The organism is Streptomyces sp. NPDC005483, from assembly GCF_040606035.1.
Lineage (GTDB): Bacteria > Actinomycetota > Actinomycetes > Streptomycetales > Streptomycetaceae > Streptomyces.
In genome coordinates, this window is sequence record NZ_JBEXEA010000002.1 from 93,444 (window position 1) to 106,022 (window position 12,579).

Below are 12,579 nucleotides of genomic sequence, written 5' to 3' on the forward strand. Positions count from 1 at the left end.
ATCATCCATGCCCTTCAGGAGCCCCGCACCGGGCGCCGAACCCGCCCGAGTCGCGCAGAGCGCAGAGGAAGCGCCCCATGCATCAGCCGACTCCGCCCTCGACCGACGACGGCCGCCCCACCCTTGGCGCGCCGACGACGGTGTGGAAAGGTAGCGCCGGTTCGCCGCGCGTCACGGACATCGGCACGCCTGAGCCGAGGTTCCCGAACGGCACCCAGCACACCTCGACCGCGGCGGAACACCGCCGGAACCCGAATCCGGAACAAGACCGGAAGGACACCACTCCCTCGCTGTCGTGGGACCGCCAGCCGTCGCCCCCGCCGCCGGAGGGGCCGGGTACGACGCCCGCCGACACCGACGTGGCAAGGCCGGACTCCACCTTCGACGGCCCGTCCTGCTCGCCCGCCTTCCCCCGTGGCGTCCAGGTCGCCGCAGAACTCCTTTTCGGGCCCCCGAGGCCCAGCTGATCTCCCCCCGGGCGCACTCGGTCATCATGTGCGTGGCGCTCCTCGGCCTCGCCATCTCCACGCAGCAAGGGCAGTTGACCGGTCAGGGGCTGGAGGGCTTCTACCGCGCGGGCCGACGTGTGCTCTCCCGGTGTCAGATCCGTGTCGCCGGCCGTGAGCCGCTCGCGATACAGGCCCGGACGACCGCGGCGGATCGCGCTCGCTTCGTGGCCACCTCGCGCATCTCCCGGGCGGAGGCCCGGACCCTGACGTCGTCGTGGAGCGCATCCGCCACGCGGATGGGACGGAACGCATCATGCTGCACAGTTCCGCCACCCGCCCCCTCGACTGCCGGTGGAGGTGGCACTCGGTACGGACCTGGCGGACCTGGGCGCGATCGCATCGGGTCGAGCGGGACCAGAACTGCCCGCAATGGTCCACGACTTCGGCCTGCGCTGGTCCTGCGCGGCCGGCGGGGCGTCAGTCACGTCCGACCCACCACCCACCGACGCACTCGCGTCGGCAGGCCTGCTGCGCTGGGAGTTCGACCTGCCCCCAGGAGGCACGGCCGGTCTGGAACTCCGCGTGCGTCTGGAGGGCGCGGGCCCCGTCCGAGCTGTGGGGCGCGCGGCGACGAGCCCCCTGGCTTCCGCCGACGCGACGGGAGACCACCCCGCGATTCAGCCGCTCCTGCACACAAGCATCGACGATCTCCAGTCCTTGCTGCTGCGCGTCCCGGCACACCCCACCGACACCCACCTCGCGGCCGGAGCCCCCTGGCGCTGCGGTCTGGCCCCGGCCGACGCGCTCGCGGCGGCCCGTATGACGCTGCCACTCGGCAACCGGCTCGCCGCGGGGACGCTCCGCACCCTGGCGCGCACCCAACTCCGCGGGCGGACACCGCAGTCCGGCATGATCCCCGGGCCGCGGCGGGACGCGGGTGCCCACCTTCCAGCCGGTTGTACGGGCACCGAGGCGACCCTGCTCTTTCCCGCCCTCCTTGCGGAGGCCTTCAGGTGGGGACTTTCGCACCAGGAGACGGAAAGCTGCTCCCGACAGCCGAGCGGTGTCTGGCCTGGTTGCGGGCGGCCGTGGGGGAGGGACCCTATCTCTGCGACCCGCAGCCCGGCGGCCCGGTCCGCTGCGAAACACAGGCACACGCACATCGCGCGGCCGTCCTCGGCGCCGACCTGCTCGACGCGTTCGGCAGACCAGGCGGTGCGGCGCTGCGGCAGTGGGCCCGCGAACCGCGCACGGCATTCCGCGAGGACTTCTGGGTCGAAGACCGCAGCGGTGGCCGGCCGGCGGCTGCTCGGGCCCCCGACGGACGCCTCGTGCCGCACTTCGGCGCCACGGCTGTCCACCTGCTGGACACCGGACTGCCGGGCGGGGGCGAACAGGCACCCGGTCTGCTCGACACGGTGCAGACCGGGCAGCTCGCCCGGCTGCTCGGAAGCCACGCCATGGACTCGGGCTGGGGGCTGCGCGGACTGGGCACGAAAGAGGCGGGCTACAACCCGTTCGGTCATCGCACGGGTGCCGTGACAGTCCACGAGAGTGCGATCGCCGTCGCGGTCCTGGCTGCCGCCGGGTACGAGAAGCAGGCCGGCTCGCTCCTGCGGGGTCTGCTGGCCGCGGCTGAGGCATTCGGTCACCGGCTCCCCGAGATGTACGCGGGCGAGCAGCGCACCGACGGGAGCGCTCCCCTCCCACACCCGGCGGCCTGCCGCCCGGCCGCCACGGCAGCGGCCGCCGGAGTCCTGTTGCTGAGCGCCCTCGCGGGTATCCGCCCCGATGTCCCGGCGAAGGCGGTCACACTTCGTCCCCTGCGCAGTGCGCCGCTCGGTGAGATCGGTCTGACCGGACTGCGGATCGCGGGGGCCCCGTTCTCGGTGCGGGTCAGCAGACTCGGGCTCGCCATGGTGGAGGAGGCCGCCGAAGAGCTGCAACTAGGGGAATGACCTGGCACGACATCCCTTCCGGCAGACACAGACAGGCGAGGACAGGACCTCTTCAGCCGGCAGTGGACCGGCCATCGATGCCACCGACGAAGGGAGTGTTTATCGTCAGGCAGACGACTATGATCGCCGCATGTCCTACGACCCGTCAGCCTTTCCACCCTTCGCCGTCACCGTGGACCTGGTCGTACTGACTGTGCGCCGTCACGCCCTGTGCGCGCTCGCGGTACGCAGGGGCGAGCCGCCGTTCCAGGGACGCTGGGCGCTTCCCGGCGGTTTCGTACGGGCCGATGAGGATCTGGCGCAGGCCGCTGCCCGCGAGCTGGCCGAGGAGACCGGGCTGCGCGCCCACGACCCGTCCGTCCCCGTCCAGGACAACGGAGCGCACCTGGAACAGCTCGCGACCTACGGCGACCCCAAGCGTGATCCCCGGATGCGCGTGGTGAGCGTCGCCCACCTCGCCCTCGCCCCAGACCTGCCCGCCCCCCGCGCAGGCGGTGACGCCAGCAACGCGCGCTGGGCGTCCGTCGAAGAGCTGCTGCAGCAGAGCGGTTACGGTCGGGACGAGGAGCCGATCGCGCCGCTCGCCTTCGACCATGCGCAGATCCTTTCGGACGGAGTGGAGCGCGCCCGCTCGAAGATCGAGTACTCGTCGCTGGCCACCGCGTTCTGCCCGCCCGAGTTCACCGTCGGCGAGCTGCGCCGGGTCTACGAGGCGGTGTGGGGCGTGGCGCTGGATCCGCGCAACTTCCACCGCAAGGTGACGGGCACGCCGGGCTTTCTAGTGCCCACCGGCGGCACGACCACGCGACAGGGCGGCCGCCCCGCCCAGCTCTTCCGGGCCGGCGGCGCCACTCTCCTCAACCCCCCGATGCTGCGCCCCGAAGTGTGACGGTCCCGAAAACCAGACATAACGCGCTATCTTGCTACAGGTGATCCAGGCCTTCGGACTGACCAGCATTTCCCGCAAGGACCTCCCGCCCGCGGTCGACGACGTGTCCTTCGAAGCCCGGGCGGGCCGCGTCACCGCGCTTCTCGGGGCGACGGGCGCGGGCAAGACGACGGCGCTCAGACTGATGCTCGAGCTCCAACGGGGCCGTGGCCTCACCTATTTCAGGGGCCGCCCGTTGCATCGCATCGCGCACCCGTCGCGCGAAGTCGGTGTGCTCCTGGGCGAGGTGCCAGGCCATCCCGTGCGCACGGTCCGCGGACATCTGCGCATGCTGTGTGCCGCGGCCGGCGTCCCGGTCCGGCGCGCCGACGAAGTACTCGAGGTGGTGGGACTGGCCAGCCTGCGCGACGAGCGGCTCGGCACCCTGTCACGCGGTATGGACCGCCGCCTGGGCCTGGCCTGCGCCCTGTTGCCGGACCCACACACACTAGTGCTGGACGATCCCGCCGCCGGGCTCTCCACTCGTGAGAGTCACTGGCTGCACGGCATGCTGCGGGCGCACGCCGCTCAGGGCGGCACAGTCCTGTTCACCACGTCCGAGCCCAAGGAGGCCGCACGCGCCGCAGATCATGTCATCACGCTCGAGCAGGGCAGACTCCTCGCGGACCAGGCAGCCGCGGAGTTCGCCCGCACCAGACTCCGCCCCCGTGTCGCCGTTCGTACCCCCCACGCCGTACGCCTCGCCGCCCTGCTCGCCAAGGAGGCCCGCACGGCTCACCGCTCCGTCGAAGTCGTCCGGGAAGGCGGCAACCGCCTCTCCGTGTACGGCAGTACATGTGCCGACGTCGGCGAGGCGGCCTTCCGTCACGGCATCCTGGTCCATCAACTCGCCGACGAGATCGGGGACATGGGACCCGGCGCCGGCGCGATTCCCGGAGAGGCCGCGGAAACGGCGCAGGATGCACGGGCGGGCGTCACGGGGCCGGACTCCGGTGAGTTCCTCGGTGATGAGGCTGTCGGGGGGGCCGGGCCGGCGACGCGAGGAGGCCAAGCGCACGACACTCCCGCGGCGCGGAGCGGCTCGCACCTGCACGATGACCCGGTGGTCCGAGCCGGCCGGCGAGCGCACGGCGACCAGGCGGCACACGGCAGTCCAGACACCTACAGCAGCCTGGCCGCGGGAAGCGATGTCGCCGCACTGAGCCCTGCCGCCCCCTCCCTGCCCCCCGCCCCCCTGCCGCCCCTCCCACCCCCCATCTCCGTCAGGTCCGCGCCCAGCCCCTTGCGCCCCCTGCGTTACGAACTGCGCCGCGCGGCAGGGATCGGCACCGGGTTTTTCACCGGAGCCGCCGTACTCGTCACGTCCGCCCTCACCGCCGTACTCCTGGCGCGCGTCGGTCACACCCCGCAAGGGCGTCTGCTGGCCGCGTGGCCGAGGGAGCTGCCGCTGCCTCCGGCGGCGCTCGGGGCCGGACTGCTCGGCGCACTCGCGTTCGGCGACGAGTTCCGCCACCCCGCCCTGGCCGCGGACCGCGGCACAGTCCCCCGACGACTGGGTCTGCTCACCGCGAAACTCGTGGTCGCCACCGTCACCGCGCTGGTGCTGGCCTTTCTGGCGGTGGGCTGCGACGCCGAAGTGCTCTATCTCGTCTACGGACGGGAGCTCACGGAAGTTCCCGCGGACTGGGTGTCGCTGAGCGCGAGTTGGTTCGGGCTCGTGGGCGGGTGCGCCTGGGCAGGTGTCCTGGCCGCCGGCATCTTCCGGTCCACCACGGCCGGGCTCGCAGCGGTGGTGGCCGTGCCCATTCTCGTCGTACCCCTCGTACAAAGGGCCCTGGAGGGTGCGTCCGTGCGAGCGGCGGCAGGGCTTCCCGCGCGGCTGCGCGAGGTCCTGCTGCTGCAATGGCCCTTCGGCGGCGAGCGCTATCTCGCCGGAGTCGTGCGTGTGATCGCCCAACCCGTGGGCGGGGCGCTCACGTTGTCGCTGACCGCCCTGCTGTGCGCATATCTGCTCACGACCCTGCGTAGCAGGGTCCGATGAGCGCCGTCCGTGCGCTTCCGGTCTCCACCTGCGCACAACTTCCCGATGAAAGCGCATTTCTTTCCGATAAGGCGTCAATTGCGACGGGGTGAGCGATCACCCTTTCGTGTGCTTTTCACCAAAGACCTCAAGGGAGTTGGAGGCGGCGCCGACAAAGGATCCGTGAGTACCCTTGCGCACACCATGATGACCGCCGCCCGCTCCGCCGACTCCGGTCTGGCCGGCCCGGGCGATCTCGACCGCTACCCCTACGCCGAGGCGGCCGCAGGCCGCGTCGGAGCCTCCGTCTGGGACGGCTCGGACCCGGAGCTGGGCCGCGTGGGCCGACGGGCCGCGGGCAGCCGCGGGCGCGGACTGCACGGCCAACTCGTCCAGCAGCTAGGCCAGATGATCGTCTCCGGTGATCTGGGAGCCGACCGGCCGCTGGTCCCGGAGGAGATCGGCCAGCGTTTCGAGGTCTCCCGTACCGTCGTCCGTGAGTCACTCCGCGTGCTGGAGGCGAAGGGCCTGGTCAGTGCCCGCCCGAACGTCGGCACGCGCGTGCGTCCCGTCAGCGACTGGAACCTGCTGGACCCGGACATCATCGAATGGCGAGCTTTCGGACCGCAGCGTGACAATCAGCGCCGGGAGCTGAGCGAGCTGCGCTGGACGATCGAGCCGCTCGCCGCGCGCCTGGCCGCGGGGCATGGCCGCGAGGACGTCCAGCAGCGCCTCGGTGACATGGTCGAGATCATGGGGCACGCCATGAGCCAGGGTGACGCGCTCACCTTCTCCCGTGCCGACGCCGAGTTCCACTCCCTGCTCATCCAGCTCGCGGGCAACCGCATGCTGGAGCATCTTTCCGGGATCGTCTCCGCTGCCCTCCAGGTCTCCGGCAGCCCGGTCACCGGCTGTGACCGGCCGAACGAGTCCTCCTTGGCGCACCACGGCCGGATCGTCGACGCCCTCGCCACCGGCGACGCCGCGGCGGCCGAAGCGGCCATGCGTCAACTGCTCACCGTCCATCCCGACGTGGAGCGCGTGGTGCCGGCGCCGCGCGAGCACTGATCACGCTCCGCGGGCGACGCGGTCGCGGATGTCCTTCCCCTCCCGTGGCATCGTTCGACCGCCGATCCGCCTCTGTCGGACCCCGCAGGATCTCCAGGGATTCTGCGGGGTCCGGCGGTGCGGCGCGGTGACGGCGCCCCGGGCTCTCGTGGTCCGGACAGGCGAGTGACCTTGTCTGTCCATGTCTGACCGTTTTCTTTGCTTACGGGGTGTGACTCGGGCCACGCAGATTGGGCGTAACGCTCGCGGGAGCAGCGCGATGACCTAAGAGGTGACAGCCGCGGAAGGAATACGGACGCCGTTTCAGGCGCTGTGCATCTTCCCGGCCCCCGCCCGCGCCGTCGGCCACTCCCAGGCCGGTGGTCGGCTCCTGTCCGCTGTGGACGGGGCCGGAAGCCGTTTTCCAACGTTCCGAGAGGTTGTTCGTGTCGGCCAGCACATCCCGTACGCTCCCGCCGGAGATCGCCGAGTCCGTCTCTGTCATGGCTCTCATTGAGCGGGGAAAGGCTGAGGGGCAGATCGCCGGCGATGACGTGCGTCGGGCCTTCGAAGCTGACCAGATTCCGGCCACTCAGTGGAAGAACGTACTGCGCAGCCTCAACCAGATCCTCGAGGAAGAGGGTGTGACGCTGATGGTCAGTGCCGCGGAGCCCAAGCGCACCCGAAAGAGCGTCGCAGCGAAGAGTCCGGCCAAGCGCACCGCCACCAAGACGGTCGCGGCGAAGACGGTGACCACGAAGAAGGCCACCGCCACCGCCACCCCGGCGGCTCCCGCCGCTGAGCCCGTAGTCGAGGGCGATGCGCCCGCGAAGCCCGCCGCGAAGAAGGCGGTCGCCACCAAGAAGGCGGCCGCGAAGAAGACCGTCGCCACTAAGAAGACGGCGGCGGCCAAGAAGACCACCGCGAAGAAGGACGACGCCGAGGCCGTCGAGGACGAGGTCCTCGAGGAGATCAAGCCCGGCGAGGAGGAAGAGGAGGGGACCGAGAACAAGGGTTTCGTCCTCTCCGACGACGACGAGGACGACGCGCCTGCCCAGCAGGTCGCCGTGGCCGGTGCCACTGCTGACCCGGTCAAGGACTACCTCAAGCAGATCGGCAAGGTCCCCCTGCTCAACGCCGAGCAGGAGGTCGAGCTCGCCAAGCGCATCGAGGCCGGTCTGTTCGCCGAGGACAAGCTGGCCAACGCCGACAAGCTCGCCCCCAAGCTCAAGCGCGAGCTGGAGATCATCGCCGAGGACGGCCGCCGTGCCAAGAACCACCTCCTGGAGGCCAACCTCCGCCTGGTGGTCTCTCTGGCCAAGCGCTACACCGGCCGCGGCATGCTCTTCCTGGACCTCATCCAGGAGGGCAACCTCGGTCTGATCCGCGCGGTCGAGAAGTTCGACTACACCAAGGGCTACAAGTTCTCCACGTATGCCACCTGGTGGATCCGTCAGGCGATCACCCGCGCGATGGCCGACCAGGCCCGCACCATCCGTATCCCGGTGCACATGGTCGAGGTCATCAACAAGCTCGCGCGCGTGCAGCGCCAGATGCTCCAGGACCTGGGCCGCGAGCCCACCCCCGAGGAGCTGGCCAAGGAACTCGACATGACCCCGGAGAAGGTCATCGAGGTCCAGAAGTACGGCCGCGAGCCGATCTCGCTGCACACCCCGCTGGGTGAGGACGGCGACAGCGAGTTCGGAGACCTCATCGAGGACTCCGAGGCCGTTGTCCCGGCCGACGCCGTCAGCTTCACCCTCCTGCAGGAGCAGCTGCACTCGGTTCTCGACACCTTGTCCGAGCGCGAGGCGGGTGTCGTCTCGATGCGCTTCGGTCTCACCGACGGTCAGCCGAAGACCCTCGACGAGATCGGCAAGGTCTATGGCGTCACGCGCGAGCGCATCCGCCAGATCGAGTCGAAGACCATGTCGAAGCTGCGTCACCCGTCGCGTTCGCAGGTGCTGCGCGACTACCTCGACTAGGCCGTAGTCGTACGACACCGAAGGCCCGGTTCCTTTTCGGGGACCGGGCCTTCGTGCTGCGCGCACAGGCGCCCTGCATGACTCTGGGTTTCCGATCACCACCCCGGAGTGAGGAGCATGCATGCGTCACCCCATTGCCCGGGCGCTGGCCCGGCCGCTGATTCTGGCGGCCGTGGCGGCGGCCATACCGCTGGCGTCGGCCGCCCCCGTGGCCGCCGACAGCGTCGTCGTCGGGGGATTCCCGGTCGATGTGTCCACGGCTCCCTGGACGGTGGCCCTGTCCAGCCGTGACCGGTTCGGAGGTACGCGCGCCGGGCAGTTCTGCGGCGGTGTCGCCGTCAGCCGGACCCTGGTGCTCACCGCGGCCCACTGCATGGGCGAAGACGTCCTCGGGGCACCGCCCGAGCAGGTGAGTGACTTCCGTGTCATCGCGGGCCGTACGGATCTGCTCTCGGATCAGGGGGAGGAGATCGCCCTACGTGAAGCCTGGGTGAATCCCGGCTACGACCCGCAGACCAACGCCGGGGACTTCGCCGTCCTCACCCTCGCCGAGCCGCTGCCGCAGAGCGCGGTCATCGCCATGGCGGCGGGCGGCGACGCGGCGTACGCGCCGGGAACCAGCGCCACGGTGTACGGCTGGGGTGACGTCACGGGCGGCGGCGACTACACGCTCAACCTGCGGGCGGCACGCGTGCACGTACTGGCCGACGCGGGCTGCGGGCAGGCGTATCCGGGCGGCGCTGACGGCACCTACCGTGCCGACAGCATGCTGTGCGCCGGTGAGGACGTGGGCGGTCGGGACGCCTGCCAGGGGGACAGCGGTGGGCCGCTGGTCGCCAAGGGGAAGCTGATCGGGCTGGTGTCCTGGGGGAGCGGCTGTGGGCGACCGGGCCGACCTGGTGTCTATGCCCGTGTGTCCGACGTCATGCGCACGCTGAACTGGGGCGGTCGCAACGCGGCCGACGGGCGCCACGGGACCGCGTGACAGAGCCGCTGGGGCACTGAGGGCCTCTCGCGGAGCATGAGCAAGGGCGGCTGCCCCTGGGAGCAGGGGCAGCCGCCCTCATGCCGGCCTGTGCCGGAGCTGGCTCGTCGTGGACGCGAAGTGTCAGCGCTCTTCTTCTGCGGCGGGAACGGCCGTGAGCCGCTCCGTCTCGTCCTGTATCTCAGCGGCGATCTTCTTGAGTTCCGGCTCGAACTTGCGACCGTGGTGGGCGCAGAAGAGCAGCTCTCCGCCGCTGAGCAGGACGACGCGTACGTACGCCTGGGCGCCGCAGCGGTCGCAGCGGTCAGCGGCCGTCAGCGGGCTCGCGGGGGTCAGAACAGTAGTCACGTCGCCTCTTCTCTAGCTCGACGAGCTGTCGTACCAGGGTCAACATCCAACCAGCCCCAAAACGTTCCCGCTCGGGGCTTCACCCAGAGTGAAATTTTCCGAGCGGCTGGCTGCTGCCGGTTTGGCGGCGAATGTGCCGTATTGCGTGTCTGTGTGTCTTACGGGTTCGCGCTGTCGGTCAGGGTCGGTCCCGCCGGCTGGGTTGCCGGTTGTTCATGAGGACGTGCCCGGAGCCTAAATGGTTCATGCCTGTAAGGGAACGTGATATGTACTTCACCCCATCGAGGGATCGAACAGGCATGCGACCCTGGACTACTCTGTGTTTCCGCACGAGGGTGGCGTTACAACGGCTCTACCAGGCCTCGGTACCCTCTTGGCGGTGACCGAAGCCGCGCCCTTACCCACAAGGGCCCCACTTGAAATTCAGCGAGGAGCGAACCGCGTGACCGCCGAAACGTCCGTGCCGTCCACAGCTCTGCTGGCAGGAGCAGACCGGGACGGTTCCAACTACACCGCGCGGCACCTGCTCGTCCTCGAGGGGCTCGAGGCCGTACGCAAGCGCCCGGGTATGTACATCGGATCGACCGACAGCCGTGGCTTGATGCACTGTCTGTGGGAGATCATCGACAACTCGGTCGACGAGGCCCTGGGCGGGTACTGCGACCACATCGAGGTGATCCTCCACGACGACGCCTCGGTGGAGGTCCGGGACAACGGGCGGGGCATCCCGGTCGACGTCGAGCCCAAGACGGGACTGTCCGGCATCGAGGTCGTCATGACCAAGCTGCACGCCGGCGGCAAGTTCGGCGGTGGCTCGTACGCCGCCTCCGGTGGCCTGCACGGCGTGGGCGCCTCCGTGGTGAACGCCCTGTCCGCGCGGCTGGACGTCGAGGTGGACCGTGCCGGCAACACCCACGCGATCAGCTTCCGGCGCGGCGTGCCGGGTGCTTTCGCGGCGAACGGCCCCGACGCCGAGTTCGAGGCCGCGAGCGGCCTGCGCAAGACCAAGAGGATCCCCAAGACCCGCACCGGCACGCGCGTGCGGTACTGGGCCGACCGGCAGATCTTCCTCAAGGACGCCAAGCTCTCCCTGGAGCACCTCCACCAGCGCGCTCGCCAGACCGCGTTCCTGGTGCCCGGCCTGACCATCGTCGTCCGTGACGAGTACGGCCTGGGCGAAGGTGGCAGCAAGGGTGAGGAGTCGTTCCGCTTCGACGGCGGCATCAGTGAGTTCTGCGAGTACCTGGCGGCCGACAAGCCCGTCAACGACGTCCTCCGCTTCTCCGGTCAGGGCTCCTTCAAGGAGACGGTCCCGGTCCTCGACGAGCACGGGCAGATGACGCCCACCGAGGTCACCCGTGAACTGGGCGTGGACGTCGCGATGCGCTGGGGGACCGGCTACGACACGACCCTGAGGTCGTTCGTCAACATCATCGCCACGCCCAAGGGCGGCACCCACGTCGCCGGCTTCGAGCAGGCCGTCGCCAAGACGATGAACGAGGTGCTGCGTGCCAAGAAGCTGCTGCGCGTCGCCGAGGACGACATCGTCAAGGACGACGCTCTCGAGGGCCTGACCGCGGTCGTCACCGTGCGCCTCGCCGAGCCGCAGTTCGAGGGCCAGACCAAGGAGGTCCTCGGCACCTCGGCGGCCCGCCGCATCGTGAACACGGTGATCTCCAAGGAACTCAAGGCGTTCCTGACGTCCACCAAGCGGGACGCCGCGGCCCAGGCCCGGGTCGTGATGGAGAAGGCGGTCGCCGCCGCACGCACGCGCATCGCGGCCCGCCAGCACAAGGACGCACAGCGCCGCAAGACGGCACTGGAGTCCTCCTCGCTGCCCGCCAAGCTCGCCGACTGCCGCAGCGACGACGTCGACCGCAGTGAGCTGTTCATCGTCGAGGGAGACTCCGCGCTCGGCACCGCCAAGCTCGCCCGGAACTCCGAGTTCCAGGCGTTGCTGCCCATCCGCGGCAAGATCCTCAACGTCCAGAAGTCGTCCGTCACCGACATGCTCAAGAACGTCGAGTGCGGTGCGATCATCCAGGTCATAGGGGCGGGGTCCGGCCGGACCTTCGACATCGACGCCGCCCGCTACGGCAAGATCATCATGATGACCGACGCCGATGTCGACGGCTCTCACATCCGGTGTCTGCTGCTGACGCTGTTCCAGCGCTACATGCGGCCCATGGTGGAGGCGGGCCGGGTCTTCGCCGCGGTACCGCCGCTGCACCGCATCGAGCTCGTCCAGCCGAAGAAGGGGCAGGACAAGTACGTCTACACGTACTCGGACCGTGAGCTGCGCGAGAAGCTGCTGGAGTTCCAGAGCAAGGGGGTCCGGTACAAGGACTCCATCCAGCGGTACAAGGGTCTCGGCGAGATGGACGCCGACCAGCTGGCCGAGACGACGATGGACCCGCGGCACCGGACCCTGCGGCGGATCAAACTCGCCGATCTGGAGGCCGCCGAGCAGGTCTTCGATCTGCTGATGGGCAACGACGTGGCGCCGCGGAAGGAGTTCATCTCGGGCTCGGCGGCGACGCTGGACCGGTCGCGCATCGACGCGTAGCGCTGAGCCGGGGCTGGCACGCTCCTATCGACGCCTGGCGCTGTGCCGGGGCCGGGTCTGCGACCGGCCCCGGCATCACGTTTCGGGCGGGCTGGTTTCCCATCCACACAGCCCTGCGGCTTTCGCGGCCGGCCGAGGATGCCCTCGAGGTCTTGCCGCACCCGAGCCCGCAGCTTGTGGGTACGAGAGGCCCGGGGGGGGCCTCCACCCGTGGGTGGAGGATCCGCCCGCCCGAGAATCCACCCGTGATCCACCTTGGCGCCGATCTCCCGACCTGCGAATTTCCGTAGTTTCGAAGGCGTCGGCAGTGTCCGCTGCCCACAGACCCTTTC

The 12,579-nt window shown here is 70.0% G+C and carries 8 protein-coding genes and 1 pseudogene; 8 read left to right on the top strand and 1 reads right to left on the bottom strand.

The features are described from left to right. Window positions 1-77: 77 nt before the first annotated feature. From ABZT06_RS03765 to ABZT06_RS03795, 7 genes and pseudogenes are all read left to right on the top strand, one after another. Window positions 78-467, top strand: coding sequence for a hypothetical protein (locus ABZT06_RS03765; RefSeq protein WP_355734292.1), 390 nt, complete (start codon window positions 78-80; stop codon window positions 465-467). Window positions 468-493: 26 nt separating this feature from the next. Continuing rightward, window positions 494-2,407 (top strand): annotated as a pseudogene (locus tag ABZT06_RS03770) (glycogen debranching N-terminal domain-containing protein). A gap of 130 nt (window positions 2,408-2,537) precedes the next feature. Then, window positions 2,538-3,296 (top strand): NUDIX hydrolase, encoded by a 759-nt coding sequence (locus tag ABZT06_RS03775; RefSeq protein WP_355734295.1) that lies wholly within the window; start codon window positions 2,538-2,540, stop codon window positions 3,294-3,296. A 40-nt stretch (window positions 3,297-3,336) separates the two neighbouring features. After that, the gene (locus tag ABZT06_RS03780) at window positions 3,337-5,337 is read left to right on the top strand and encodes an ABC transporter ATP-binding protein (RefSeq protein ID WP_355734298.1); all 2,001 of its coding nucleotides are present in this window, start codon (window positions 3,337-3,339) and stop codon (window positions 5,335-5,337) included. Between the two features lie 162 nt (window positions 5,338-5,499). Continuing rightward, window positions 5,500-6,384, top strand: coding sequence for an FCD domain-containing protein (locus tag ABZT06_RS03785; protein WP_355734301.1), 885 nt, complete (start codon window positions 5,500-5,502; stop codon window positions 6,382-6,384). Window positions 6,385-6,809: 425 nt separating this feature from the next. Further along, entirely contained in the window at window positions 6,810-8,348 is a 1,539-nt protein-coding gene (locus ABZT06_RS03790) for an RNA polymerase sigma factor (protein ID WP_355734303.1), read from the top strand. Window positions 8,349-8,469: 121 nt separating this feature from the next. Further along, window positions 8,470-9,333, top strand: a complete 864-nt coding sequence (locus tag ABZT06_RS03795) for a serine protease (protein ID WP_355734306.1) — start codon at window positions 8,470-8,472, stop codon at window positions 9,331-9,333. Between the two features lie 123 nt (window positions 9,334-9,456). Here the strand turns inward: ABZT06_RS03795 and ABZT06_RS03800 are convergent, their stop codons facing one another. Then, window positions 9,457-9,681 carry a hypothetical protein gene (locus tag ABZT06_RS03800; RefSeq protein ID WP_355734309.1) on the bottom strand — a complete coding sequence of 75 codons (225 nt, stop codon included), beginning with the start codon at window positions 9,679-9,681 and terminating at the stop codon, window positions 9,457-9,459. A 442-nt stretch (window positions 9,682-10,123) separates the two neighbouring features. On the opposite strand from ABZT06_RS03800, the gene ABZT06_RS03805 reads away from it, so the two are divergent. After that, window positions 10,124-12,247 (top strand): DNA topoisomerase IV subunit B, encoded by a 2,124-nt coding sequence (locus ABZT06_RS03805; RefSeq protein WP_355734312.1) that lies wholly within the window; start codon window positions 10,124-10,126, stop codon window positions 12,245-12,247. Window positions 12,248-12,579: the final 332 nt, after the last annotated feature.

What these genes read in the sequence shown, in the direction of transcription:
- ABZT06_RS03765 (WP_355734292.1), top strand. Translation starts at nt 78, where the DNA reads ATGCATCAGCCGACTCCGCCCTCGACCGACGACGGCCGCCCCACCCTT.
- ABZT06_RS03795 (WP_355734306.1), top strand. Translation starts at nt 8,470, where the DNA reads ATGCGTCACCCCATTGCCCGGGCGCTGGCCCGGCCGCTGATTCTGGCG.
- ABZT06_RS03775 (WP_355734295.1), top strand. Translation starts at nt 2,538, where the DNA reads ATGTCCTACGACCCGTCAGCCTTTCCACCCTTCGCCGTCACCGTGGAC.